This is a genomic window from Tropicimonas sp. (assembly GCF_047971885.1).
Lineage (GTDB): Bacteria > Pseudomonadota > Alphaproteobacteria > Rhodobacterales > Rhodobacteraceae > Tropicimonas.
Genome location: NZ_JBKEAE010000199.1, coordinates 1 through 24,473, shown reverse-complemented (window position 1 = coordinate 24,473; position 24,473 = coordinate 1). Strand labels below are relative to the sequence as shown.

The window sequence follows — 24,473 nt, the reverse complement described above, 5'->3', positions numbered from 1 at the left end:
CCGGCGCTCCGGCTCAGTCAGGCAGGGTCAGCCCCGGAATCTGGCCCGGAATCTGGCCCGGAATCTGGCCGATACCGCCCAGCATCGCGATGAGCGTATCGCGGCTGACGAATCCGGTCGTCGCCAGTCCCTGCGATTTCTGGAAGGCGCGGATCGCCTTGCGCGTGTCGGCATCGAAGGTTCCATCGACCGCTCCGGGCGCAAGGCCGAGTTGTTCGAGCCGTTGCTCGATCAGCGACCGGGCCGTCACGCCCATGCCAAGTGCGGCTTCGGTTTCCCTGGCCTCGGCCCGGGCGGCTTCCCTTTGCTGGCTGCGTTCGGCGGCGGCGTCGATCCGTCGCCGCGCCTCGGCGGCGAAGGCGCCGTCTGGGTGCGTTTCAAGATAGGCGTTATAGGCTTCGACGGTACCGGCGCTGTCTGCCGCCGCCCAGTCGCGACGATCCTGCGCCCCGGCCAGCGCCTGCCTGTCGGCCTCGATCCGCGCCAGCCGTTCCTGAGCGACCGGGGCGAATTTTCCCTGCGGAAAACGCGCCAGATAGGTCCGCAATCCGGCTTCGTCGGGCGTCGCCCCCAGCGCGTCCCAGACCTCGCTGTCGCGCCTTTCGGCCTCCAGCGTCAGTCGTTCGATCTGAAGCGAATCGAGAAACCCGGTTCCGGCAAAGCCGTTGCGCGCCTGAAAGCGGGCGATCGCGGCGCGGCTGGCCGGCCCGAAAACCCCGTCCGCCCCGCCCGGTTCGAAGCCCAGCAGCGCAAGCTGGTCCTGAATGCGCCGGCGGTCGCCGGACGAAAGCCCAAGCCTGTCCTCGGCCTGCCGCGCCGCGCGCGCGGGCTCGTCCCCGATGGCCGCGATCGCCGCCCTTGCCCCGTCCGCGAAGACGCCCTGCGGATAGGTTGCCAGATACATCCCGTAGGCCTCGATACTGTCCCTTGCCAGCGCCGCCTCCCACAGGGCGCGCTCGGCGGGCTGTGCTTCGGGCGCGGCGGCAGGTGCCTTGCTGTCCGCTGGCAGGAAGGACATGCGCCGCGGCAGGTACCCCCTGCCCCTGATCTCCCGCGCGTCGGCGACCATCCCTGCCAGCGGCTTGCCCCGGGCCATGAGGTCGGCGGCGACGAACCGGGCGATATCGCCATCGCTGCCCGACAGGACCGTCACCCCCTGCGGGATATCGGAAATCGCGATCCCCGGCCTGAGGCCGGGGCCGGGCTCTTCTTCGGACGTGCTTTCGCCGAGCGCCACAATGGCGCTGCCGGGCACCCGCCCGGCGATATCGAGCACGGTCCGGACCGACAGCGCCGCATCCTCGATCGTTGCAAGGTCGGGCACCGGGTCGGTGCCACCGGATTGCAGCAGCCAGCTTCGCCCGTGCGCATGCACGAAGCGGCCCGACAGATGCACCACGATCCGCGGCTCACGCCCGATACCCTCCATGAATTGCGAAAGCGCCGCCCGCATCGCGGGCGCCGAGGCGGGATCGGCGGTGATGACGCTGAATCCCGCCTGCCGCAGCGCTTCGGTGGAGCCGGCCTCTGGCAGGGGTGGTCCGATTGCCAGCGCCCTGTCGGCCTGCACCTCGCCCGCCAGCATGCCCATGCTCGTGGCAAACAGAATCGCTGCCGCATACCTGCCCATTGTGTTCCTCCCAACCGGAATTCCCCGACCGGAACCTATGGCAGCGGGGCATGTTATCAAATAGCGTCGCCGCCGTAGTCGCGGCGATCCTCGATCACCATCCCGTCGCGCGGCAGGGTGCCCGGGGCGACCACCTCGATTCCGTTTGCCCTGAGCTTCAGAACCTCGTGGATGGAATGCGGATAGACGGTCCAGTCGCCGCCCTCGGCCTCGATGAGAACCTGCATCCGGTCCATTTCGTTCTCGCGGGTCACGATCACCCGGACCCGGTGAACGTGGGAATGACGGGCGACAAGCTGCGCCACCTGTTCGGGGCGAATGAACATGCCGCGCACCTTGGCGGTCTGGTCGGCGCGGCCCATCCAGCCGCGGATACGCATGTTGGTCCGGCCGCAGGGGCTGTTTCCCTCCATCGCCGCGCTCAGATCCCCGGTGGCGAAGCGTATCAGCGGGTAATCGGAGTTGAGTGTCGTCACCAGAACCTCGCCGACCTCGCCCGGAGCGACGGGATCGCCGGTGCCGGGGGTGACGATTTCGACGATCACCCCCTCGTCGGTGATCATCCCCTCCATCGCTTCGGATTCGTAGGCCACGTTGCCCAGATCGGCGGTCGCGTAGCATTGCAGGCAGGCGATGCCACGCTCCGCATATTCCTGCCGGAGCGACGGGAACAGCGCCCCGCCCGAGACGACCGCGCGGGCGATCCGCAGCGTCTCGCCCATTTCCGCCGCCCGGTCGAGAATCACCTTGAGGAAATCGGGCGTGCCGGCATAGGCTGTCGACCCGACATTGACGGCGGCGCGCACCTGAAGGTCGGTCTGTCCGGTTCCGCCCGGCAGGACGGCGGCCCCGACGGCGCGGGCCCCGTTTTCGAACATCAACCCCGCCGGAACGAGGTGGTAGCCGAAACAGTTCTGCACGATATCGCCCCTGCCTATCCCGGCGGCGAACAGGAACCGCCCCAGCCGCCACCAGTCGTGCCCGGTCATGCCGGGTTCATAAAGCGGGCCGGGGGACTGGAAAATCTGGTCGAATTCGCTTGCCGCGCGCGGCGTGTAGCCGCCGAAGGGTTCGTCCTGCGACTGTGCCCCGCCGAGATCCGACTTGCGCAGAACCGGCAGCGCGGCAAGCGCGGCGGCATCGGTGATGGTGGCCGGGTCCACATCGGCGAGCGATTTCTCATATCCCGGCAATGCCCGGGCGGCCGCGATCTGGGCCGGAAGCGCCCGGGCCAGCGCCGCCGCGCGTTCGTCTGCCGAACGCCGTTCGAGCGTATCGTATTCACGAGCCATGGATATTCCCTCCTGCCGCCACCGGGCGCGCCTGACTTGCCAGATTCCGGTGCCATCTTCGCGCCTGCCGAAGTGGAATTGCAACGCCTTCACGCCCGGTGGGCGGACCTGCCGCATTCAGCGCTGTGCGGTTCGCCAGCCGGGATTGATCCAGGGCACGGCGTTCGCCTGTGGCAACGGTTCGCGCCCAAGCACATGATCGGCCGCCTTTTCCCCCACCATGATGGACGGAGCGTTCAGGTTGCCGTTGGTGATCTGCGGAAAGACCGAACTGTCCGCCACCCGCAGCCTGTCGACACCGATCACGCGGGTCTCGGGGTCGACCACCGCCATCGGATCGCCGGCCGCGCCCATCCGGCAGGTACCGCAGGGATGATAGGCGCTTTCGGCATGTTCACGCACGAAACCGTCCAGTTCGTCATCGGATTGCAGTGCCGCGCCGGGCTGTATTTCGGACTTCACGAATGGCTCGAAGGCGGGCTGGGCGAAGATCTCGCGTGTCAGCCGCAGGCAGGCGCGGAAATCGGCCCAGTCCCGTTCGGTCGACATGTAGTTGAACAGGATGGCCGGTGCCTCGTGCGGATCGGCGGATCGCAGCGTGACCGCCCCGCGCGAGGGGCTGCGCATCGGGCCGGTGTGGGCCTGAAAGCCGTGCCCTTCGGCGGCGGCCCGCCCGTCGTAACGGACCGCGATGGGCAGGAAATGATACTGGATGTCAGGATATTCCACCCCGGCGCCCGACCGGATGAAGCCGCAGCTTTCGAAGTTGTTCGACGCCCCCAGCCCGGTATGGGTGAACAGCCATTGCGCCCCGATGATCCCCTTCCATATCAGGTTCCAGTAGCGGAACAGCGTGATTTTCTGCTTCGAGGCGATCTGGAAATAGACCTCCAGGTGATCCTGCAGGTTGCGCCCGACACCCGGCCGGTCGGCAACTGCGGAAATGCCGTATTCGGCCAGATGCGCCGCAGGGCCGATCCCCGACAGCATCAGCAGCTTGGGCGAATTGATGGCGCCGGCCGCGACGATCACCTCGCGCGCGGCGGCGATCACCTCGGTTGTGCCGTGCCGCTCGATCTCGACCCCGGCGGCGCGGCCCTGTTCGATCACGATGCGGCGGGCAAGGCCGCGAACGACGCCGCAGTTCGGCCGCCTCAGCGCCGGCCGCAGGTAGGCGTTCGCCGCCGACCAGCGCCGGCCGCGCCAGACCGTCTGTTCCATCGGGCCGAAGCCCTCCTGCTGCGCGCCGTTGTAATCGCCGGTCAGCGGATAGCCGGCCTGCCGCCCCGCCTCGACAAAGGCGTGGTAGAGCGGATTGCGGCGCGGGCCCCGCGTTACATGCAGCGGCCCGTCGCCGCCGCGCCAGGATGGATCGCCGCCATGGCCGCCGTCGTGCCATGTTTCCATCCGTTTGAAATAGGGCAGCACATCGGCAAAGCTCCAGCCCGTGGCGCCCATTTCGGACCAGGTGTCGAAATCGCGCGCGTGGCCACGGACATAGACCATGCCGTTGACGCTCGACGAACCGCCGATCACCTTGCCGCGCGGACAGACCAGCCGCCGTCCGCCGAGGTGCGGTTCGGGTTCGGTCCGGTAGCCCCAGTCGTAGCGGCGCATGTTCATCGGATAGGAGAGCGCACCGGGCATCTGGATGAACGGCCCGGCATCGGTACCGCCGTGTTCGATCACCAGAACGCTTGCCCCGGCCTCGCCCAGGCGACAGGCCAGGGCGCAACCGGCCGAACCGGCCCCGACGATGACAAAATCCGCCTGCATCCGCATCGCCGTTCTTCCGCTCAGAAAGGGGCGTCCAGATCGCCCAGTCGCACGAAAACCGATTTGAGCTGCGAATAGTGCCCGATCGCCGCTTTCGAGTTCTCGCGTCCGACGCCCGACATCTTCGAGCCGCCGAAAGGCGCCTCGACCGGGGCGTCGTTATATGTGTTGATATAGCAGGTTCCGGCCTCGAAACCGGCGACCACCCGGTGCGCCCGGCTCAGATCGCGGGTGAAGACACCGGCGGCGAGCCCGAATTCGGTGGCGTTGGCGCGGGCCATGACCTCGGTCTCGGTTTCGAAATCGAGCACCGACATGACCGGGCCGAAGATTTCGTCCCGCGCGATGGTCATATCGTCGGTCACATCGGCAAAGACCGCCGGGGTCAGCCAGTAACCCGCCCGGTCGAGCCGCTTGCCGCCGCAGACCAGCCGCGCGCCTTCGGCAATGCCGGCGGCGATGTAGCGTTCGGCGATCTCGAGTTGCTCCTTGCTGACCATCGGTCCGAAATTCGTCCTCTCGTCCAGTGGATCGCCGGGCACGATATTCGAAAGCCGTTCGCTCAGCCGGGTCAGGAACGCCTCGCGAATCCCCTTCTGCGCGAAGACCCGCGTTCCGTTCGAACAGACCTGCCCGGTGGAATAGAAATTCCCGAGGATCGCACCGCTGACCGCGTTTTCCACGTCGGCGTCGTCGAAAATCAGCAGCGGCGACTTGCCGCCAAGCTCCATGGTGACATGTTTCATGCCCGCCGCGGCGGCGGCGTAGACGCGCCGCCCGGTCGGCACCGATCCGGTCAGCGAAACCTTGGCGACACGCGCATCGCCGACCAGCGCCGCGCCGACCTCGCCCATGCCCTGAACCACGTTGAAAACGCCCGGCGGCGCCCCGGCCTCGGTCAGGATTTCGGCCACCCTGAGGGCCGAGAGCGGCGTCGTTTCGGATGGTTTGAAGATCATCGTGTTGCCGCAGGCAAGTGCCGGCGCGCCCTTCCAGCAGGCGATCTGGGTGGGATAGTTCCATGCGCCGATCCCGACGCAGAGCCCCAGCGGCTCGCGGATCGTATAGACGAAATTGCCATCCGGCATGGCGATATGCTCACCGGTCAGGCTGCCCGCCAGCCCGCCGAAATACTCCAGCGCATCGGCGCCGCTGCTGGCGTCGGCGACAAGCGTTTCCTGAAGCGGCTTGCCGGTATCGAAAGTCTCAAGCTCGCTCAGTTCGCGATTGCGGTCGCGGATGATGCCGGCGGCGCGGCGCAGGATGCGGCCGCGTTCGGTGCCGCTCAGCGCGGCCCAGCCCGCCCGGGCAGCGTCGGCTGCCCTGAGCGCGCTTTCGACGATTGCCGGCGTTGCGGCGTGGATGCGCGCGATCTCTTCCCCCGTTGCCGGAAAGATCACCGGGATCGGCATGCCGGCCGTATCCTCGACGTACTGGCCGCCGATGAAATGGCTGGCCCTTGGGCGCGGGTCGATCATCGGGCCTCCTTTTGTGCGGCGATCTGCGTGTCGAGATAATCGACCAGCAGGGATTGGGCGGTATCGCGACCGGGGGCGGTACCATGCAACGCCTGCCGGATGTAGAGCCCGTCGACCATTGCGGCCAGGCCGTCGGCGACCCGTCCGGCGCCGGTGCCCAGCAATGGCCGCAGATCGTGGATCAGGTTCGACCGCATCCGCCTGCGATAGATGTTCAGCAGGCGCAGCGCGTCGTCCGAATGCTGCGCCTGAACGTAGAATTGCAGCCAGGCCGCAATCACCGCGTCGTCGAAGTTGCCGGGCGAGAAGCTTGCGTGAATCACCGCCTCGACCCGCTGGCGCGGCGTTTCCGCCATCGCCAGGGCGATACGGACATCTTCGCCGTAGCGCGCCATGATATGGCGCATGGTGGCAAGGAACATCTGCTCCTTCGAGCCGAAATAGTGGTGGGCTAATGCGCTTGAGACACCCGCGCGCCGGGCGATCTGGCTCACGGTCACGTCAAGCGAGCCTTTCGCTCCGATTTCCTTTATCGTAGCGTCCACCAGAGCGGCACGACGAAGCGGCTCCATTCCGACTTTCGGCATGCGAGCACTCCATGGTTCTGCTTGGGCGAACGATAAATCGGTTTTTGATTGACTCGTCAATCAAAAAACAGCGCGAACAGGGAAGGTGGTTACATGAACAGGATGATTACTCTGACGGCAGGCTTTCTGGCAGCCTCAGCCGGCCTTGCGGCGGCCGATTGCGGCACTGTGCGGCTCTCGGATGTGGGCTGGACCGACATCACGGCAACGACGGCGGCGGCGACGACGGTTCTCAAGGCGCTCGGCTACGACACCGACGTCAAGGTGCTGTCGGTTCCGGTGACCTATACCTCGATGGCCAACGACGATATCGACGTTTTCCTTGGCAACTGGATGCCGACCATGGAAGCCGACATCGCCCCTTACCGCGACGCGGGAACGGTCGATACGGTTCGCGTGAACCTGGAAGGCGCCAAGTACACGCTGGCGACCAATGCCGCCGGCGCGGAGCTTGGCATCCGCGATTTCGCCGATATCGCCGGGCAGTCGGATGCGCTCGACGCGACGATCTATGGTATCGAGCCGGGCAACGACGGGAACCGGCTGATCCTCGACATGATCGGGCAGGATGCCTTTGGCCTCGGTGGTTTCAAGGTGGCGGAAAGCTCGGAACAGGGGATGCTGGCGCAGGTCGCCCGGGCCGACAAGCGCGGCGAACCGATCGTCTTTCTCGGTTGGGACCCGCATCCGATGAACGCCAATTTCCAGCTTACCTACCTGAGCGGTGGCGACGACTTCTTCGGCCCCGACTTTGGCGGCGCGACGGTGCTGACCAATACCCGCGCCGGTTACGTCGACGAATGTCCGAATGTGGGCGTGTTGCTGAAGAACATGAACTTCACGCTGGCGATGGAAAACGAGATCATGGGCGCGATCCTCGATGGTGGCGAAGATCCGGAAGCGGCCGCGGCCGCCTGGCTGAAGGCCCATCCCGATGTTGCGCTCGGCTGGCTCGACGGTGTGACCACCCTCGATGGCGGCGACGCGGCGGCGGCGCTCAACTCCGCGCTGGGGCTCTGATCCGCTTGTCGCCATTTGACATCGCGATCGCCCCGGGCTTTGGCTCCGGCGCCATTCAGCATTGCCGGAGGGCGTGCCGATGGACTGGCTGACCGAAGACAAGCTGCCGGTCGGGAAGACGGCGAAGAGCCTTTTCGACTGGCTGCAACTGCATGGCGGCTTCTTCTTCGATGCGCTCGCCGCCGCCATGGAGCGGATGATCGACGCGATCCTCTGGGTGCTGCAAACCCCGCCGCCGCTGGTTATCATCGGCGGATTCGTCGCTCTGACCTGGCTTCTGCAACGCAGCTGGCGGCCCTGCCTGCTGGTTCTGGTTGGCTTTCTCTTCATTATCAACCAGGGGTACTGGGAGGAAACGACCGAAAGCCTGACGCTGGTGATCTCGTCGTGTTTCGTCTGCATGGCGCTGGGGGTTCCCATCGGCATTGCCGCCGCACACCGGCCGCGCCTCTACCAGTGGATGCGTCCCGTGCTCGACCTGATGCAGACCCTGCCGACCTTCGTCTACCTGATCCCGGCCATCGTGTTCTTCGGCATCGGCATGGTGCCGGGGCTGATCGCCACGGTGATATTCGTTCTGCCCGCGCCGATCCGGCTGACCCACCTTGGCATCTCGACAACCCCGAAACCGCTGCTCGAGGCGGCGGAGGCCTTTGGCGCCACCGCGCGCCAGACGCTGTGGAAGGTCGAACTGCCCTTCGCGCTGCCGCAGATCATGGCCGGACTGAACCAGACGATCATGCTGTCGCTGTCGATGGTGGTCATCGCGGCGCTGGTCGGTGCCGACGGGCTGGGCGTACCGGTTGTCCGGGCGCTCAATCAGGTCAACACCGCGCTCGGCTTCGAAAGCGGGTTCGTCATCGTGGTGGTCGCGATCATGCTCGACCGGATGCTCAGGGTGGAACGGCGATGACGGTTGCGGTCGAATTCGACAAGGTGTCGATCGTTTTCGGCAGCCATCCCGAAAAGGCGCTGCCGCTGATGGATGCCGGCATGTCCCGGGCCGAGATCCAGCAGGACACCCGGCAGGTACTGGGCGTTCACGATTGCAGCCTTCGCGTGCGCAAGGGCGATATCCTTGTCCTGATGGGCCTGTCGGGCTCCGGCAAATCCACCCTTCTGCGCGCGGTCAACGGGCTGAACCCGGTGGCGCGCGGCAGGGTTCTGGTCAGCGACGGGGCGGGCATGGTCGATATCACCCATGCCGACAAATCCACGCTCCGGCAGATGCGGCTGCATCATATCGCCATGGTGTTCCAGCAATTCGGGTTGCTGCCGTGGCGCACGGTGCGGGAGAATGTCGGGCTCGGGCTCGAACTGGGCGGAGAGGATGCCGCGACGCGGGCCGCGAAGGTGGATGCGCAACTCGAACTTGTCGGGCTGGCGAACTGGGGCGACCGCCGGGTGGCGGAGCTTTCGGGCGGCATGCAGCAGCGGGTGGGGCTTGCCCGCGCCTTTGCCACCGATGCGCCGATCCTGCTGATGGACGAGCCGTTCTCGGCCCTCGATCCGCTGATCCGCACCCGGCTTCAGGACGAACTGATCGATCTTCAGCACAAGCTGAAACGCACCATCATCTTTGTCAGCCACGATCTGGACGAGGCGTTCAAGCTGGGCGATCAGATCGCGATCATGGACGGTGGGCGGATCGTGCAATGCGGCACCCCGCGCGACATCATCTCGGCCCCGGCCAGCGACTATGTGGCCGATTTCGTCGCCCACATGAATCCGCTGGGCGTGCTGCGGGCGGAAGATGTGATGGTGCCGGCGAACGGCGCGGCCTTTGCCGCGCAGGTCGATGCGGCCGAACCGGTCCGCGCGCTGATCGGGCAGGTCACCTGCGAGCGCAGGATCGCCGTTACCCGTCAGGGCGCCATTGTCGGGCAGGTCACGGCGGAATCGATCCTCGGGCGGCTCGCCGGCAGGGCCTGATTTCCGCCGGGCAACCGGCTCAGAAGCTGCCGTGGCAGTGCTTGAACTTCCTGCCCGAACCGCAGGGGCAGGGATCGTTGCGGCCGGGGTTGCCCCAGGTCGCGGGATCGCTCTCGTCGAAACCCTCGATCAGCGGCGCCGTCGCCGCGGCGCCTGCCGATGCCGCAGCGCCGTTGGCCCGTGCGCGCTGTTGCTGGAGCGCGTTCTGCTGCGCCAGCATCTGCTCCATCATGGCGCGCTGCTCTTCCTCGGTCATCGGGCGGACCTGTGCCAGTTTCGCCGTCACGTCCTCGCGCAGGCTGTCGAGCAGGTTCTCGAACAGCTGGAAGGCCTCGTTCTTGTATTCGTTCAGCGGATCGCGCTGCGCATAGCCGCGGAAGCCGACAACCGAGCGCAGGTGTTCCAGCGTCAGCAGGTGCTCGCGCCATTTGGCATCGATCGTCTGCAGCAAAATCTGCTTTTCGATCATCCGCATGTTCTCGGCGCCGAAATCGGCGGTCTTCTTCGCCATGTACTCGTCGGACGCCCGGTAAAGGCGTTCGCGGATTTCCACGTCGTCGACGCCCTCTTCGGCGGCCCATTCGATCACCGGCACGTCGATGCCCAGCCGTTCGATCGCGGCGGCATAGAGCTTTTCGGTCTCCCACTGGTCGGCATAGCTCTTTTTCGGCATGTACTGATCGACCAGATCGTCGATCACCTGATGCCGCATGTCCTGCACGATATCCGACAGATCCTCGGCTTCCATGATCTCGCGCCGCTGGCCGAAGATCACCTTGCGCTGGTCGTTCATCACGTCGTCGAACTTGAGCAGCTGCTTGCGGATGTCGAAGTTGCGCCCCTCGACCTTGGCCTGCGCGCGTTCGAGCGACTTGTTCACCCAGGGGTGGACGATGGCCTCGCCCTCCTGCATGCCCAGCCGGCCCAGCATGGAATCGAGCCGTTCCGAACCGAAGATGCGCATCAGGTCGTCTTCGAGCGACAGGAAGAACGACGATTTCCCCGGGTCGCCCTGACGGCCCGAGCGGCCGCGAAGCTGGTTGTCGATCCGCCGGCTTTCGTGGCGTTCGGTGGCCAGCACGTAAAGCCCGCCGGCGGCCTTCACCGCCTCCTCGTCGCCCCTGTGTTCGGCCTCGATCCGGGCGCGCACCTCTTCGGGGTCGGCCTCGGGGTTGGCGGCCAGCGCCTCCATCACCTTGAACTCGACGTTGCCGCCCAGCTTGATGTCGGTTCCGCGGCCGGCCATGTTGGTGGCGATGGTGATCGCGCCCAGCTTGCCGGCATCGGCGACGATCTGCGCCTCCTGCTCGTGCTGGCGGGCGTTGAGCACGTTATGCGCCAGCCCGGCCTCGGTGAGCAGCTGGCTCAGCGTCTCGGAGCGTTCGATCGAGGTCGTGCCGACGAGTACCGGCTGGCCCCGTTCGTGCGCGGCGCGGATCGCATCGACGATGGCGCCGAATTTCTCCTTCGCCGTGCGATAGACCTGATCGTGATCGTCGGCGCGGGCCACCGGCAGGTTGGTCGGAACCTCGACGACGCCCAGCTTGTAGATGTCCTCGAATTCCTCGGCCTCGGTCAGCGCGGTGCCGGTCATGCCGGCAAGCTTGTCGTACAGGCGGAAATAGTTCTGGAAGGTCACGCTGGCCAGCGTCACGTTCTCGGGCTGGATGGCGCAGTCTTCCTTGGCCTCGATCGCCTGATGCAGCCCGTCGGACAGCCGCCGCCCGTGCATCATCCGGCCGGTGAATTCGTCGATCAGCATCACCTCACCGTTGCGGACGATGTAATCCTTGTCCTTCTGGAACAGCTTGTGCGCCTTCAGCCCCTGATTGATGTGGTGCACGACGGTGGTGCTCTCGGGGGCATAGAGCGGCTGGCCCTCGGGCAGGATGCCGTAACGTGTCAGCCGCTCCTCCAGAAACTCGTTTCCGGCATCGGTGTAGGTGACGTTCTTGGTCTTTTCGTCCAGCGTGTAATGCTCGTCGTGCAGTTCGGGGATGATCTTGTCGACAGTGCGGTAAAGCTCGGAGCGGTCCTGGCTCGGCCCCGAGATGATCAGCGGCGTGCGTGCCTCGTCAATCAGGATCGAGTCCACCTCGTCGACGATGGCGAAGTTGTGGTAGCGCTGGTTGATGTCCTTCAGGTCGGATTTCATGTTGTCGCGCAGATAGTCGAAACCCAGTTCGTTGTTGGTGGCATAGGTCACGTCGGCGCGATAGGCGGTGCGCTTTTCCTCCTCGGGCTGCTGGGGATAGACCACCCCGGTGGTCAGGCCGAGGTGGGCATAGACCTTGCCCATCCATTCGGCATCGCGCCGCGCCAGATAGTCGTTCACCGTGACGATATGGACGCCCTTGCCCGAAAGCGCGTTGAGATAGGCCGGGAAAGTCGCGACGAGCGTCTTGCCCTCGCCCGTCTTCATCTCGGCGATATTGCCCCGGTGGAGGAATATGCCGCCCATCAGCTGAACGTCGAACGCCCTGAGCCCGAGCGCCCGCTTGGCGGCCTCGCGGCAGTTGGCAAAGGCTTCGGGCAGCATGGCGTCCAGATCCTCGCCGTTCCGGGCGCGCGTCTGCAATTCGTGGGTCTTTTCGATCAGCGCCGCGTCGCTCATCGCCTCGAACTCGGGCTCCAGGGCATTGATCTGGTCGATGACGGGACGCGTGGCCTTGATCTTGCGGTCGTTCGGCGTTCCGAAGACCTTGCGTGCGATCGTTCCAATTCCCAGCATGTGCGCTCCGCCGTTACGAATTCGTGAGAGAGGGTCCCTTGCCGGACACTCCGAGCGGCGTTACCAAGCGATCAACGAAGCGCCGCTCGTCCTTCGCGGACCAAGTGCGATGTAAGGGCGCGTCCAATGAGTGTCAACGCCACGCGGGTTCGTGGCCGAACGGGAGCCATCAACATGTCGACATCCAATAAAACCTGGGCGGCCGGGCTGATCTGCCTTGCGTTCGCCGGTGCCGCTCCGGCGCTGGCGCAGGAGGTTACCGCCGAGACCGTCGTCGCCACCGTCGGCGGGACCGATATCACCCTGGGCAACATGATCGTCGCCCACGGCTCGCTGCCGCCGCAATACCAGCAACTCGAACCGGGGATCCTCTGGGACGGGGTTCTCGACCAGCTGATCCAGCAGACGGCGATGGCGCAATCGCTCGGCGGCGAGATGTCGAAGGCGACACGGCTGGCGATCGAGAACCAGACCTCGGGCCTGCTGGCGGGCGAGGCGCTGGGCAAGGCGCTGAAGGGTGCGGTGACCGACGAGGCGATCGCTGCCGCCTACGAGGCCCGTTTCGCCGGCGCCGAGCCCGAAACGGAGTTCAACGCCTCCCACATCCTCGTCGAGACCGAGGACGAGGCGAAGGCGATCGTGACCGAACTGGAGGGCGGCGCCGATTTTGCCGGGCTTGCCAAGGAAAAATCCACCGGCCCGTCCGGCCCCGACGGCGGCAATCTGGGCTGGTTCGGCAAGGGCATGATGGTGCCGGAGTTCGAGACCGCGGTGATGGAGCTGAAAGACGGCGAGATCTCGGCGCCGGTACAGACCCAGTTCGGCTGGCATGTGATCAGGCTGAACGAAAGCCGGATCGCCGAGGCACCGTCGCTGGAGGAAGTGCGCGTTGAGATCGCCGGCGAGCTCCAGAACACGGCGATCGAGGCAGAGCTTGCCCGGGTGATGGAGGCGACCGAGGTCGAGAAGCCCGCGCTCGACATCGACCCGTCAGTCCTGACCGATACCGGCCTGATCGAAAACTGAGCCCTGGAGACGCAGATGGCCGGATCGCTTCCCGTTTCGCCGCTTGCACCCGGGCGCTTTCCGGACCTTCCGGAAATCGCCGGGGCTGAATTCGCATCTGCGCAGGCCGGCGTGCGCTACGCCGGGCGCACTGACGTGATGCTTGTCCGGCTGGCACCGGGCAGCGGCATCGCCGGGGTCTTCACCCGGTCGGCGACGCGCTCGGCCCCGGTGCTCGACTGTCAGGCCAAACTGGCAGCAGCGGCAGACCCCGGGGCAGGCGCGGCGATCATCGTCAATTCGGGCAATTCCAACGCCTTTACCGGCAGGGCCGGCGACGGTTCGGTCGCGGCGATCTGCGAGGCGGTGTCGGCTGCCGCCGGGGTGCCGGCTTCCCGTGTCTTCACCGCCTCGACCGGCGTGATCGGCGAGCGGCTTCCGCACGACCGGATCACCGCCAGGGTGGGCGAACTGGTTGCCGGGTTGCGGGCGGATGCGATCAGCGGCGCGGCGGCGGCCATCATGACCACCGATACCTTCCCCAAGGGGGCGGGGGCGGTTGTCGAAACCCCCGCCGGCGCGATCCGCATCGCCGGCATCGCCAAGGGGTCGGGAATGATCGCGCCGGACATGGCGACGATGCTGGTCTATATCTTCACCGACGCGAAGATCGCCGCGCCGCTGTTGCAGGGGGTGCTCTCCGATCTGACCGGAACGACCTTCAACGCCATCACCGTCGATGGCGACACCTCGACATCGGATTCGCTGATGCTGGCCGCCACCGGCTGCGGCGGCGCGGAGGTGAACGATCTTGCCGATGCCACCGGCAGGGCGTTCACCGGGGCGCTGCACGGGGTGATGCGCGATCTTGCGCAGCAGGTGGTCCGGGACGGCGAGGGCGCGACGAAATTCGTCGAGGTATGCGTGACCGGTGCCGAAAGCGATGCCGACGCCAGACGGGTCGCCATGGCGATCGCCAATTCGCCGCTGGTCAAGACCGCCATCGCCGGCGAGGATCCGAACTGGGGCCGTGTCGTCATGGCGGTGGGCAAATCCGGTGCCGCCGCCGACCGCGACCGCCTGTCGATTCGCTTCGGCGACATTCTGGTCGCCGAAAACGGCTGGGTGGCGGAAAGCTACCGCGAGGCGGCGGGGGCGGCCTATATGAAGCTGCCCGAATTGCGGATTTCGGTCGATCTGGGGCTCGGTGCGGCGGCCTTTACCGCGTGGACCTGCGATCTGACCCACGGCTACATCTCGATCAACGCGGATTACCGCTCTTGAGGGTCGTTCTCGTCTCGGCGGTGGCGCTGGTCGATGTGGATGGGCGGGTACTGCTGACGCAGCGCCCGGCCGGCAAGTCGATGGCCGGCCTGTGGGAATTTCCCGGCGGCAAGATCGAGCCGGGCGAAACGCCCGAGGCGGCGCTGATCCGCGAGTTGCACGAGGAGCTTGGCATCGACACCTGGGCGTCGTGCCTCGCCCCGCTGACCTTTGCCAGCCACGGATACGACGATTTCCACCTGCTGATGCCGCTTTTCGCCTGCCGCAAGTGGCAGGGAACACCGCGCCCCAGGGAGGGGCAGGCGTTGAAATGGGTGCGCGCCGGCGACCTGCGCGACTATCCCATGCCGCCGGCCGATATCCCGCTGATCCCGCATCTGCGCGACTGGCTCTGACGGGCCGCCCGGCCCGCGCCTGCGCGTAACGATATCGCCGGGCTCGGGCGGGCCGGCGACCAAGGAAAAGACTATTCCACCAGCAGGCGCGGGGATGTCTCGGTGGCAGCGATTTCGCCGACAATTGCCGCCTGCCCGAAGCCGTGGCGCCGGAAGACCGCCAGAACCTGATCGGTGGCGCCGGGTGTACAGGCGACCATCAGCCCGCCGCTGGTTTGCGGGTCGGTCAGTAGGGCGCGGTCGAGATCGGAAAAGCCTGCCGGCAGGCCGACCTCGGTTCCGTAGCTGGCCCAGTTGCGGCCCGAGGCACCGGTGACGAAGCCCCGTCCGGCCAGTTCCCGCACGCCGGGCAGGAAGGGAACGGCGGACCAGTCGATGCGGGCGTCGCAGCCGGCGCCGCGCGCCATTTCCAGCACATGCCCGGCCAGTCCGAACCCAGTTACGTCGGTCAGGGCGTGCACGCCGTCGAGCGCGGCAAGCTCGGGGCCGGGAGTGTTGAGTTTGGTGGTCATCGCGATCATCGCGGCATAGCCGGCATCGTCCAGTTCGCCCTTCTTGAGCGCCGCCGACATGACCCCGGCGCCCAGCGGCTTGCCCTGCACCAGAACGTCGCCGGGCCGGGCGCCGGCGTTCTTCTTCACCAGATCGGGGTGGACCAGACCAAGCGCGACAAGACCGTAGATCGCCTCGACCGAATCGATCGAGTGGCCGCCGACCACGGGAATGCCCGCTGCCCGCGCCGCGGTGCTGCCGCCTTCGAGGATCCGTGCGATCGTTTCCTCGGAAAGCACGTTTATCGGCATCCCGACCAGCGCCAGGGCCATGATCGGCGTGGCGCCCATCGCGTAGACGTCGCTGATGGCGTTGGTGGCGGCAATGCGGCCGAAATCGAACGGATCGTCGACGATGGGCATGAAGAAATCGGTGGTGGCGACCAGCGCCTGCCGGTCGTTCAGCCGGTAGACGGCGGCATCGTCGGCGGTTTCGCTGCCGACGAGGATTTCCGCCGGCAGCGCCATGCCGGTGGTACGCTTCAGGATACCCGACAGCACCGCCGGCGCGATCTTGCAGCCGCAGCCGCCGCCGTGGGAAAGCGACGTCAGGCGGAGTTCGGCGGTGTTGTCCTGAACGGTCATGGCTGGTCTCCGGCAGATCAAAGGGCGCGATTGGCCTAGTCCCCGGGGTGCGGGCTGTCAACGCGCCGTCGTGGCGCGTTCCAGCGCCGGGTAACACGCGCCGAGCGTGACGCCCCGGGCGACAAACGACACGATCAGCGCCGCCCAGAGACCGTTGTTGCCGAAAGCCGGCATCAGCAGCGCCAGTGCCAGCGCATAGGTGAGCGCCGACAGCACCATCATGTTGCGCATGTCGCGGGTGCGGGTAGCGCCGATGAAGATGCCGTCGAGCATCCACGGCGCGGCACCGGCCAGCGGGGCGGCGACCATCCATGGCAGGTAGCTCCGCGCGACGCTCCGCACCTCCGGCGCGGTGGTCATCAGATCGATGATCGCGCCGCCGGCGAGCGCGAATGCCAGCGCCAGTACGATCCCGCAGCCCAGCCCCCACTGGCTGGTCATGATCGCGGCGCGGCGCAGCAGGTCGCGCCGGCGCGCGCCCATCGCCTGGGCCACCAGCGCCTCGGCGGCGAAGGCGAAGCCGTCCATGGCAAATGCCGTGACCTCGAGAAACTGCAGCAGCACCTGATCGGCGGCCAGCGTGATATCGCCGAAATCGGCGCCGAAAAACAGGAAGGAGACGAAGATCGCCTGAAGCAGCAGCGACCGGATCAGGATATCGGTATTGACCGCCGCCATGTGCGCCAGACGGGCCCTGTCGAAGACGCGCGCACGGTCGTTCCAGGCCGGGTTGGCAAAAGCGTCGCGGCAGAGCCAGAGTGCCAGCGCGACCCCCGACCATTCGGCGATGAACGTCGCCAGCGCCACCCCTTCGACCCCCCAGCCGAAGCCGAGAACGAACAGCAGGTCGAGCGCGATGTTGATGCCGTTCATCGCAAGCTGGATCGCCAGAACGGCACGCGTGCGTTCCTGCGCGATCAGCCAGCCGGTCAGCCCGTAGATGGCGATCGGTGCGGGTGCCGACCAGATACGGATCGACATGTAGCGGCGTGCCAGCGATTCGACCTCCTCCGAAGCCGGCGCCAGCGCGAAGGCCCCGGCGAAAAGCGGGCCTTGCAGCGCGATCAGCGTGATGCCGCCGGCAGCCGCGATCATCAGCGCGCGCGCCAGCATCGCCGAGACCTCGGCCTGATCGCCGGCGCCGCGCGCCTGCCCGACCAGCCCGGTGGTGCCCATGCGCAGGAAGCCGAAGACCCAGTAGATCGCGCTGAGAACGATGGCGCCGATGCCGACCGCGCCGATGGGCGCGGCTTCGCCCAGTTGCCCGACCACGCCGGTATCGACGATGCCGAGGATCGGCACCGTCGCGTTCGACAGGACTATCGGCCCGGCGATGGCGAGGATGCGGCGATGGGTCAGCGCGGGCGCCGCCGCAATCTCAGCCATGTGCGGGCATCAGGAAATGTCCGGTCGCCTGGGCGAAGGGGCGGGCGCGGTTGTCCTGCCAGGCTTCGACATGCACGCTGGCATAGCGGCGACCCGAACGGTTGACCTGCGCACGGGCATAGGCGTCGCGCGGCAGACCCACGCGCAGGTAGTCGACGGTGAAATCGATCGTCTTGGGCAGGCGCGGGATAGACCCGGGCGTGATTGTCGCCGGATCGGTCCTGCCGCTTTCGATCTCTTCCCACAGGATCGACCAGCCCAGCCCGACAATCGCCGTCACCTCGAGAAACGATGCGGTAGCCCCGCCATGCAGCGCCGGCAGGGCCGGGTTGCCGATGTGCTTTTCGTCGTGCGGAAGGATCGCGGTAAGCTCGTCTCCCCTGCGATCGAAGACGATGCCGAGAAAGGTGACGTAGGGTATTCCGCCGACCAGCGCGCTCAATGCGCGGTCGCGCCGCTCCTTGATGACCTGAACGGGTTCCGGGCGGCGCAGGCTCATCGGTCGGTTTTCCTCTTTTCGAAGGTGAAGGCGCCCTTGGCGGTTGCGACCGGGGTTGCCGTTTCCCCATCGGTCGCGGTGGCGCGCACGAAGGCGACCGTTCGTGTGGCGTGGTAGCAGACGGCTTCGCCGCGCAGCGCCCGCCCGGGGGTTGCCGGGCGCATGTAATCGATTCGCAGGTCGATGGTCGCGGTAATGCCGGTGCCGTCCGGGTGGGCCGCCACCGCCGCGCCCGAGCAGGTGTCGAGCAGCGCCGAGACGGCGCCACCGTGAATCACCCCGCTGCGCGGATCGCCGACGAATCGCGCATCCCACGGCATCGAGATGGTCGCGCAGCCCTCGCCAACCGCTTCCAGCCGCATTCCCAATGCGTTCGAAAATGGCAACGCTTCTATCAATTGCCGGGCAATTGTTTCCATATCTGTCATTTGCGTTTCCCGCCTGTCTGCGACTTGTTATCCATTTCCCTCAATCGCGCGGCAAGCATACAATACTGCTACACTTGGCATTGAATGAGCCGCGCCACAGATTTACGTGACGGTAAACCGATTTTCCGGAGGGCGAGTGGTGTCTGACGACCGGCTGAGCTTCAAGGAGATGTGTGCAAGATTCGATGTAACACCGCGCACGCTGCGTTACTACGAATATATCGAACTGTTGCAACCCGAGAAGGAAGGACGGAGCAGGTGGTACACAGCGCGCGAGGTGGCGCGGATGACACTGATCCTGCGCGGCCGGCGTTTCGGGTTCAGCCTCGAGGAAATTCGCCAGTGGCTGCTCATATACGAAGAGGAGGGAACAGGACCGCAACTCGAAGCATGGATTGAATTGGCAGACCGCCAATTGGATGAATTACGCCGACGCAGGATGGAACTGGATCAGACCATTCAGGAGCTTGAGAAACTGAGGGACGAAACGGTCAACACACTTGCGTGACGTGAATTTTATCTGCGGTCGCACCATGGTGCGCCGCGACGAGGGGGCGGAGCGAGCCGTTCCCGACAGGCAATTTTGCCTGCTCCGAGAATGCCCCGGAGGGCCGGATCCCCAGGGCGTTTTCCCGCGACGCAGCGTTACGTTTACGTTCGCGTCAATTTTAACCTAGTAATGGCCCAGGTGCAGACCGGGGTCGGATATGCGAGTGCACGAAAGACTGAAAATGGCTACGACCGAAGAACTCATGACGATCCGGGAGATGTGCGACTCCTTCGAGGTGACCCCCCGCACCCTGCGCTTTTACGAGGCGAAGGAGCTGCTGTTTCCGATTCGCAAGGGCACCAGGCGGCTGTTCACCCGCCGCGACCGCGCCCGGCTGAAACTGATCCTGCGCGGCAAGCGCTTCGGCTTCAGTCTCGAAGAGATACGGCAGCTGCTCGACCTCTATGACATCGGCGATCAGCAGGCGACCCAGATTTCGAAATCCCACGAAATGGGAACCCAGCGGCTGGCCGACATGGAACGTCAGCGCGACGAACTGGACGAGGCAATCGACGAACTCAGGTCGCAACTGGCCTGGGGCGAAAAGATGCTCTCGTCGCTGAGTTCCACGTCGGCAGCGGAGTAGAAACGACACTTCAGGGAGGAGCGCATGCCGACATACACGGCGCCCGTGAACGACATTCAATTCGTCCTGCACCAGGTGCTCGGTGCCTCGGAGCAGGACATTCCCGGATACGAGGAACTGGACGCCGAATTCACGGCAGCCGTGCTCGAGGAGGCCGGCAAGATCGCCTCTGGCGTTCTGGCGCCGCTCAATCTCGAGGGCGACAGCCGGGGCGTCCGCTTCGAGAACGGTGTGGTGCGCACGCCCGAAGGCTTCAGGGAAGCCTTCGAACAGATTAAGGCGGGCGGCTGGCCCGCTCTCGACTGCGATCCGGATTACGGCGGGCAGGGCATGCCCGTGCTGCTGGGCACCGCGGTGGGAGAGCTGTTCTCCGGCGCCAACCAGTCCTTCACCATGTATCAGGGTCTCACCCACGGGGCCTATTCGGCGATCCATGCCCACGGAACCGATGCGCAAAAGGCGAAATGGCTGCCCAGAATGGTCTCGTGCGAGTGGACCGGCACCATGAACCTGACCGAGCCGCAAAGCGGCACCGATCTGGGCCTGATGCGCACCAGGGCGGTGCCGCAGGATGACGGGACCTACCGGATCACCGGCGAGAAGATATTCATTTCCGCCGGCGATCACGATCTCGCCGGGAATGTCGTCCACCTTGTTCTCGCGCGGATCTCGGGTGCGCCCGAGGGGATCAAGGGCGTCAGCCTCTTCATCGTGCCCAAGGTGCTGGTGAACGAGGACGGCAGCCTTGGCGCGCGCAACAACGTCTCGGTCGGCAAGGTCGAGAAGAAGATGGGCATCCATGCCAATGCCACCTGCGTGATGAATTACGACGGTGCCGAGGGTTATCTGCTGGGGCAGGAGCACAAGGGCATGCGGGCCATGTTCACCATGATGAACGAGGCCCGGCTGGGGGTTGCCATGCAGGGGCTGGCGCAGGCCGAGGCGGCCTGTCAGAACGCGGCGGATTATGCGCGCGAGCGGCTTCAGGGCCGGGCGGTGACCGGCGCCGAAAACCCCGGCGGCCCGGCCGATTCGATCATCGTCCATCCCGATGTCCGGCGGGCCCTGATGGACCAGCGGAGCTTTATCGAGGGGGCGCGGGCCTTCCTGCTGTGGGGCGCGTCGCTGATCGACCGGTCGCGGCGCTGCGACGACGCGGCGGCCGAGGGGCTGATCTCGCTGCTCATCCCGGTGCTGAAGGGCTTCCTGACCGACAAGGGCTTCGACGCGACGGTTGCCGCCCAGCAGATCTTTGGCGGTCACGGCTATATCGAGGAAACCGGCATGTCGCAGTTCGTGCGCGACGCCCGGATAACCCAGATCTACGAAGGCGCGAACGGGGTTCAGGCGCTCGATCTCGTCGGGCGCAAGCTGGCGGCGGAAGGCGGCAAGCCGATCATGGCCTTTTTCGATCTCGTCAAGCGCTTCATCGCCGAGAACGAGGGCGATGCGGTGCTCAGGGAGGCCTTCCTCGAACCGCTGAAGGCGGCCAGCAAGGATTTGCAGGCGGCCAGCATGTTCTTCATGGAAAACGGCGCGAAAAACCCCAATGCGGCGCTGGCGGGTTCTTACGACTTCATGCACCTTTTCGGCCATGTCTGTCTCGGGTTGATGTGGGCGCGGATGGCCGGGGCGTCGGCCGCGGCGCTGGCCTCCGGTACCGGGGATGCGGCCTTCCACGAGGCCAAGCTGGTGACCGGGCGCTATTACATGGCCCGGCAACTGCCTGCCACCGCGCTGCACCTCGCCCGCATCCGCAGCGGTGACGCACCTGTGATGGCGCTGCCGGCGGACCGGTTCTGATCCGCGCAACCCCTCCGCAGGTTCCTTCAGACCGTGTATGATGCGGTTACAGCACAGGAGACGATTCCGATGAAAACTGCTCTTACCCTTGCGGCGGCGCTGGCGCTGACCGGTGCGCCCTCGCTGGCCTTCGACGATACCGACAGCGCCGCGATCGCCACGGCCTACGACAGGATGCTGTCCGATACGCAGAGCGGCAATTACCAGGGGGTGTTCGATGTCATGCCGCCGGCGTTTCTGGAAAACATGGCCGGGCAGTCGGGCATGAGCGTCGAGGAGGTGGAGCAACTGGTCGTTTCGCAGATGGAGCAGGTCATGACGCAGATCAGCTTCGAGGAGGCGAGCTATGATCTCGGCGCCGCCGAGACGGGGACGAGCGCGGCCGGCCGCGACTATGCGCTGATCCCCAGCCGCACGGTGATGAAGGCCGACGGCCGGAGGATCGAGGCGACCGGAACCACCCTTGCCGTCGAGGATGGCGGGCAATGGTATCTGATCCGCCTCGAAACGCCCCAGCACCTGCAACTCGTCGGCGAGGTCTATCCCGATCTGGCCGGTCTGGTGCTGCCGCAGAGTACCATGCGGGAACTGTCCGACTAGGGCGCGCGATGTCGGTGAAACTCCATTGCTTCGGGGAATCGGGCAATTCCTACAAGGCGGCGCTCGCGCTGCAGCTCTCGGGGATGGACTGGGCGCCGGTCCATGTCGATTTCTTCAACGGCGAAACCCGCAGCCCGGCCTATCTGCGCGACGTGAACGCGATGGGCGAGGCGCCGGTGCTGGTGGACGGCAATCTCAGGCTGACCCAATCGGGCGTGATCCAGAGCTATGTCACCGAACGGACCGGCCGCTTCGGCGGCGAAACGCCGGACGAGGCGCGCGAGGTGCTGCGCTGGGTGCTGTGGGACAACCACAAGCTCAGTTCGCAGGCCGGGGCCTGCCGGTTCATGATGAACTTCCTGCCGCCCGGCAAACGCCAGCCGGCGGTAACCGGCTGGTTGCAGGGCCGGCTGGCCGCCGCCTATGCGGTGCTCGACCGCCATCTTGCGGGACGCGACTGGATCGTCGGCGACGCGATCACAAACGCCGATCTTTCCTGCTGCGGCTATCTCTTCTACCCCGAACCCTTCGGTTTCGACCGCGGGGAATGGCCAAATATCGACACCTGGCTCGGCCGTATCGCCGCCGTGCCGGGCTGGAAACATCCCTACGACCTGATGCCCGGCTCGCCCGCCGACCGGGCCTGAGAGAGGAACGCCATGACCGACGCCTATATCTACGACGCCGTGCGCAGCCCGCGCGGCAAGGGCCGCCCGGACGGATCGCTGCACGAGGTGACGGCAGCGCGGCTTTCGGCGCAGATGCTGAACGCCGTCCGCGAGCGCAACGGGCTGCGGGGCCACGCTGTCGAGGATGTGATCTGGGGCAATGCCACTCAGGTGAAGGAACAGGGCGGCTGCCTCGCCCGGACCGCGGTGCTGGCCTCGGATCTGGACGAGCGTATCCCCGGCCTTTCGATCAACCGCTTCTGCGCCAGCGGGCTCGAGGCGGTGAACCTTGCCGCCAATCAGGTGCGCGGTGGCGCGGGTGACGGCTACATCGCCGGCGGGGTCGAGATGATGAGCCGCGTCCCCATGGGATCGGACGGCGCGGCGGTTGCCGTGGACCCCTCCATCGCCATGGAGACCTGTTTTGTCCCGCAGGGCATTTCGGCCGACCTGATCGCCACCGAATACGGTTTTACCCGCGAACAGGCCGATGCGCTGGCAGTCGAAAGCCAGCGCCGGGCCGGCGTCGCGTGGGACGAGGGGCGGTTCGCCGGGTCGGTCGTTCCGGTGCTCGACCGCAACGGGCTGACCATCCTCGACCGCGACGAGGCGATGCGGCCGGGCACCGACATGCAGGCGCTTGCGGCGCTTGCACCCAGCTTCGAGCAGATGGGCAGGGTGATGCCCGGCTTCGACAAGGTGGCGATCATGAAATATCCTCACCTCGAGGAAATCCGCCATATCCACCACGCGGGCAATTCCTCGGGCATCGTCGACGGCGCGGCGGCGGTTCTGGTGGGCTCGAAAGCCTTTGGCGACCGCAACGGCCTGAGGCCGCGTGCGCGCATCCGGGCCACTGCCAAGATCGGCACCGATCCGACGATCATGCTGACCGGCCCGGTTCCGGTGACCGAGAAAATCCTTGGCGAAAGCGGGATGTCGATCGGTGATATCGACCTTTTCGAAGTCAACGAGGCGTTTTCCGCCGTGGTCCTGCGCTTCCTGCAGGCGTTTGGCGTTTCGCCCGAGCGGGTCAATGTGAACGGCGGCGCAATTGCCATGGGGCACCCGCTGGGCGCCAGCGGCGCCATCATTCTCGGCACGCTGCTGGACGAGCTTGAGCGGACCGGCAAGGGCGTTGGCCTTGCCACGCTCTGCGTCGCCTCGGGTATGGGTGCGGCGACGATCATCGAGCGGGTCTGACCGCACAACCGACAGGACCGCCCCGAGGGGCGCAGGGATCAAGGAGAACGCGGGATGAGCGATTTTTCCATGGAAGTGGGCGCCGACGGTGTTGCCGTCATTACCTGGGATACCGAAGGCAGGTCGATGAACGTGATGAGCCTTCAGGGGTTCAGCGACCTCGATGCGCTGATCGACAGGGTGCTTGGCGACGAGTCGATCCGGGGCGCGGTCATCACCAGTGGCAAGCCGGGCAGCTTCGCCGGCGGTATGGACCTCAACGTGATCGCGCAGATGCGCGACAGCGCCGGCAACGATCCGGCCCGGGGTCTTTTCGACGGCATCATGGCGACCCACCGTCTGCTGCGGAAGATCGAGCGCGCCGGGATGGCCCCCGGGACCAACGCCGGCGGCAAGCCGATCGCGGCGGCGCTGCCCGGTACGGCGCTTGGCATCGGGCTGGAGATTCCGCTTGCCTGCCACCGGATCTTCGCCGCCGACAATC

Annotated in this window: 22 protein-coding genes and 1 pseudogene; 13 read left to right on the top strand and 10 right to left on the bottom strand. The window is 66.1% G+C overall.

Annotation, left to right across the window (positions count from 1 at the left end):
- Nucleotides 1-13: 13 nt before the first annotated feature.
- From ACK5IR_RS16600 to betI, 5 genes are all read right to left on the bottom strand, one after another.
- Entirely contained in the window at nt 14-1,630 is a 1,617-nt protein-coding gene (locus ACK5IR_RS16600) for a peptidoglycan-binding protein (RefSeq protein ID WP_416930469.1), read from the bottom strand.
- Nucleotides 1,631-1,686: 56 nt separating this feature from the next.
- On the bottom strand, nt 1,687-2,922 hold the full coding sequence (locus ACK5IR_RS16595; RefSeq protein WP_416930467.1) for a phenylacetate--CoA ligase family protein: 1,236 nt from the start codon (nt 2,920-2,922) through the stop codon (nt 1,687-1,689).
- Between the two features lie 117 nt (nt 2,923-3,039).
- Nucleotides 3,040-4,698 (bottom strand): choline dehydrogenase, encoded by a 1,659-nt coding sequence (gene betA, locus ACK5IR_RS16590; protein ID WP_416930505.1) that lies wholly within the window; start codon nt 4,696-4,698, stop codon nt 3,040-3,042.
- A gap of 20 nt (nt 4,699-4,718) precedes the next feature.
- Nucleotides 4,719-6,176, bottom strand: a complete 1,458-nt coding sequence (gene betB / locus ACK5IR_RS16585) for a betaine-aldehyde dehydrogenase (RefSeq protein ID WP_416930465.1) — start codon at nt 6,174-6,176, stop codon at nt 4,719-4,721.
- Nucleotides 6,173-6,763 carry a transcriptional regulator BetI gene (gene betI, locus ACK5IR_RS16580; RefSeq protein ID WP_416930463.1) on the bottom strand — a complete coding sequence of 197 codons (591 nt, stop codon included), beginning with the start codon at nt 6,761-6,763 and terminating at the stop codon, nt 6,173-6,175. Before betI ends, betB begins: the two co-directional genes overlap by 4 nt.
- 93 nt (nt 6,764-6,856) lie before the next feature.
- On the opposite strand from betI, the gene choX reads away from it, so the two are divergent.
- From choX to choV, 3 genes are all read left to right on the top strand, one after another.
- Nucleotides 6,857-7,783: a choline ABC transporter substrate-binding protein gene (gene choX / locus ACK5IR_RS16575; RefSeq protein ID WP_416930461.1), complete on the top strand. Its 927-nt coding sequence runs from the start codon at nt 6,857-6,859 to the stop codon at nt 7,781-7,783.
- A 79-nt stretch (nt 7,784-7,862) separates the two neighbouring features.
- Nucleotides 7,863-8,696: a choline ABC transporter permease subunit gene (gene choW, locus ACK5IR_RS16570; protein ID WP_416930459.1), complete on the top strand. Its 834-nt coding sequence runs from the start codon at nt 7,863-7,865 to the stop codon at nt 8,694-8,696.
- The gene (choV, locus tag ACK5IR_RS16565) at nt 8,693-9,715 is read left to right on the top strand and encodes a choline ABC transporter ATP-binding protein (protein ID WP_416930457.1); all 1,023 of its coding nucleotides are present in this window, start codon (nt 8,693-8,695) and stop codon (nt 9,713-9,715) included. Before choW ends, choV begins: the two co-directional genes overlap by 4 nt.
- 19 nt (nt 9,716-9,734) lie before the next feature.
- Here the strand turns inward: choV and secA are convergent, their stop codons facing one another.
- Nucleotides 9,735-12,446, bottom strand: coding sequence for a preprotein translocase subunit SecA (secA, locus tag ACK5IR_RS16560; protein WP_416930455.1), 2,712 nt, complete (start codon nt 12,444-12,446; stop codon nt 9,735-9,737).
- A 174-nt stretch (nt 12,447-12,620) separates the two neighbouring features.
- On the opposite strand from secA, the gene ACK5IR_RS16555 reads away from it, so the two are divergent.
- The 3 genes from ACK5IR_RS16555 to mutT are packed head-to-tail and all read left to right on the top strand — an operon-like array spanning nt 12,621 to nt 15,130.
- Nucleotides 12,621-13,472: a peptidylprolyl isomerase gene (locus ACK5IR_RS16555; protein WP_416930453.1), complete on the top strand. Its 852-nt coding sequence runs from the start codon at nt 12,621-12,623 to the stop codon at nt 13,470-13,472.
- 15 nt (nt 13,473-13,487) lie between these two features.
- A complete protein-coding gene (argJ, locus tag ACK5IR_RS16550) occupies nt 13,488-14,735 on the top strand; it encodes a bifunctional glutamate N-acetyltransferase/amino-acid acetyltransferase ArgJ (RefSeq protein ID WP_416930451.1) in 1,248 nt (415 codons plus the stop codon).
- Nucleotides 14,732-15,130 carry an 8-oxo-dGTP diphosphatase MutT gene (gene mutT / locus ACK5IR_RS16545; protein WP_416930449.1) on the top strand — a complete coding sequence of 133 codons (399 nt, stop codon included), beginning with the start codon at nt 14,732-14,734 and terminating at the stop codon, nt 15,128-15,130. Before argJ ends, mutT begins: the two co-directional genes overlap by 4 nt.
- Nucleotides 15,131-15,201: 71 nt before the next feature.
- Here the strand turns inward: mutT and selD are convergent, their stop codons facing one another.
- The 4 genes from selD to ACK5IR_RS16525 are packed head-to-tail and all read right to left on the bottom strand — an operon-like array spanning nt 15,202 to nt 18,579.
- Entirely contained in the window at nt 15,202-16,266 is a 1,065-nt protein-coding gene (selD, locus tag ACK5IR_RS16540; protein WP_416930447.1) for a selenide, water dikinase SelD, read from the bottom strand.
- 57 nt (nt 16,267-16,323) lie between these two features.
- On the bottom strand, nt 16,324-17,652 hold the full coding sequence (locus ACK5IR_RS16535; RefSeq protein WP_416930445.1) for an MATE family efflux transporter: 1,329 nt from the start codon (nt 17,650-17,652) through the stop codon (nt 16,324-16,326).
- Nucleotides 17,645-18,151, bottom strand: a complete 507-nt coding sequence (locus ACK5IR_RS16530; protein WP_416930444.1) for a PaaI family thioesterase — start codon at nt 18,149-18,151, stop codon at nt 17,645-17,647. Before ACK5IR_RS16530 ends, ACK5IR_RS16535 begins: the two co-directional genes overlap by 8 nt.
- On the bottom strand, nt 18,148-18,579 hold the full coding sequence (locus tag ACK5IR_RS16525; protein ID WP_416930442.1) for a PaaI family thioesterase: 432 nt from the start codon (nt 18,577-18,579) through the stop codon (nt 18,148-18,150). The genes ACK5IR_RS16530 and ACK5IR_RS16525 overlap by 4 nt, the downstream gene beginning before the upstream one ends.
- A 139-nt stretch (nt 18,580-18,718) precedes the next feature.
- Here ACK5IR_RS16525 and ACK5IR_RS16520 point away from each other — a divergent pair, with 139 nt between their 5' ends.
- From ACK5IR_RS16520 to ACK5IR_RS16490, 7 genes and pseudogenes are all read left to right on the top strand, one after another.
- Complete coding sequence (locus ACK5IR_RS16520; protein ID WP_416930440.1) at nt 18,719-19,087, top strand: MerR family transcriptional regulator; 369 nt, start codon at nt 18,719-18,721, stop codon at nt 19,085-19,087.
- Nucleotides 19,088-19,310: 223 nt separating this feature from the next.
- Nucleotides 19,311-19,715 carry a MerR family transcriptional regulator gene (locus ACK5IR_RS16515; RefSeq protein ID WP_416930438.1) on the top strand — a complete coding sequence of 135 codons (405 nt, stop codon included), beginning with the start codon at nt 19,311-19,313 and terminating at the stop codon, nt 19,713-19,715.
- Between the two features lie 24 nt (nt 19,716-19,739).
- The gene (locus ACK5IR_RS16510; RefSeq protein ID WP_416930436.1) at nt 19,740-21,518 is read left to right on the top strand and encodes an acyl-CoA dehydrogenase C-terminal domain-containing protein; all 1,779 of its coding nucleotides are present in this window, start codon (nt 19,740-19,742) and stop codon (nt 21,516-21,518) included.
- Between the two features lie 69 nt (nt 21,519-21,587).
- Complete coding sequence (locus ACK5IR_RS16505) at nt 21,588-22,118, top strand: hypothetical protein (RefSeq protein WP_416930434.1); 531 nt, start codon at nt 21,588-21,590, stop codon at nt 22,116-22,118.
- 8 nt (nt 22,119-22,126) lie between these two features.
- Complete coding sequence (locus tag ACK5IR_RS16500; RefSeq protein ID WP_416930432.1) at nt 22,127-22,765, top strand: glutathione S-transferase family protein; 639 nt, start codon at nt 22,127-22,129, stop codon at nt 22,763-22,765.
- Between the two features lie 12 nt (nt 22,766-22,777).
- On the top strand, nt 22,778-23,989 hold the full coding sequence (locus tag ACK5IR_RS16495; protein WP_416930430.1) for an acetyl-CoA C-acetyltransferase: 1,212 nt from the start codon (nt 22,778-22,780) through the stop codon (nt 23,987-23,989).
- 54 nt (nt 23,990-24,043) lie between these two features.
- Nucleotides 24,044-24,473, top strand: a pseudogene (locus ACK5IR_RS16490) (3-hydroxyacyl-CoA dehydrogenase); the annotation flags it as partial.

Excerpts from the sequence above, each read along its gene's own strand:
- ACK5IR_RS16600 (WP_416930469.1), bottom strand. The coding sequence starts at position 1,630 with ATGGGCAGGTATGCGGCAGCGATTCTGTTTGCCACGAGCATGGGCATG.
- ACK5IR_RS16595 (WP_416930467.1), bottom strand. The coding sequence starts at position 2,922 with ATGGCTCGTGAATACGATACGCTCGAACGGCGTTCGGCAGACGAACGC.
- betA (WP_416930505.1), bottom strand. The coding sequence starts at position 4,698 with ATGCAGGCGGATTTTGTCATCGTCGGGGCCGGTTCGGCCGGTTGCGCC.
- betB (WP_416930465.1), bottom strand. The coding sequence starts at position 6,176 with ATGATCGACCCGCGCCCAAGGGCCAGCCATTTCATCGGCGGCCAGTAC.
- betI (WP_416930463.1), bottom strand. The coding sequence starts at position 6,763 with ATGCCGAAAGTCGGAATGGAGCCGCTTCGTCGTGCCGCTCTGGTGGAC.
- choX (WP_416930461.1), top strand. The coding sequence starts at position 6,857 with ATGAACAGGATGATTACTCTGACGGCAGGCTTTCTGGCAGCCTCAGCC.
- choW (WP_416930459.1), top strand. The coding sequence starts at position 7,863 with ATGGACTGGCTGACCGAAGACAAGCTGCCGGTCGGGAAGACGGCGAAG.
- choV (WP_416930457.1), top strand. The coding sequence starts at position 8,693 with ATGACGGTTGCGGTCGAATTCGACAAGGTGTCGATCGTTTTCGGCAGC.
- secA (WP_416930455.1), bottom strand. The coding sequence starts at position 12,446 with ATGCTGGGAATTGGAACGATCGCACGCAAGGTCTTCGGAACGCCGAAC.
- ACK5IR_RS16555 (WP_416930453.1), top strand. The coding sequence starts at position 12,621 with ATGTCGACATCCAATAAAACCTGGGCGGCCGGGCTGATCTGCCTTGCG.
- argJ (WP_416930451.1), top strand. The coding sequence starts at position 13,488 with ATGGCCGGATCGCTTCCCGTTTCGCCGCTTGCACCCGGGCGCTTTCCG.
- selD (WP_416930447.1), bottom strand. The coding sequence starts at position 16,266 with ATGACCGTTCAGGACAACACCGCCGAACTCCGCCTGACGTCGCTTTCC.
- ACK5IR_RS16535 (WP_416930445.1), bottom strand. The coding sequence starts at position 17,652 with ATGGCTGAGATTGCGGCGGCGCCCGCGCTGACCCATCGCCGCATCCTC.
- ACK5IR_RS16530 (WP_416930444.1), bottom strand. The coding sequence starts at position 18,151 with ATGAGCCTGCGCCGCCCGGAACCCGTTCAGGTCATCAAGGAGCGGCGC.
- ACK5IR_RS16525 (WP_416930442.1), bottom strand. The coding sequence starts at position 18,579 with ATGACAGATATGGAAACAATTGCCCGGCAATTGATAGAAGCGTTGCCA.
- ACK5IR_RS16515 (WP_416930438.1), top strand. The coding sequence starts at position 19,311 with ATGGCTACGACCGAAGAACTCATGACGATCCGGGAGATGTGCGACTCC.
- ACK5IR_RS16510 (WP_416930436.1), top strand. The coding sequence starts at position 19,740 with ATGCCGACATACACGGCGCCCGTGAACGACATTCAATTCGTCCTGCAC.
- ACK5IR_RS16505 (WP_416930434.1), top strand. The coding sequence starts at position 21,588 with ATGAAAACTGCTCTTACCCTTGCGGCGGCGCTGGCGCTGACCGGTGCG.
- ACK5IR_RS16500 (WP_416930432.1), top strand. The coding sequence starts at position 22,127 with ATGTCGGTGAAACTCCATTGCTTCGGGGAATCGGGCAATTCCTACAAG.
- ACK5IR_RS16495 (WP_416930430.1), top strand. The coding sequence starts at position 22,778 with ATGACCGACGCCTATATCTACGACGCCGTGCGCAGCCCGCGCGGCAAG.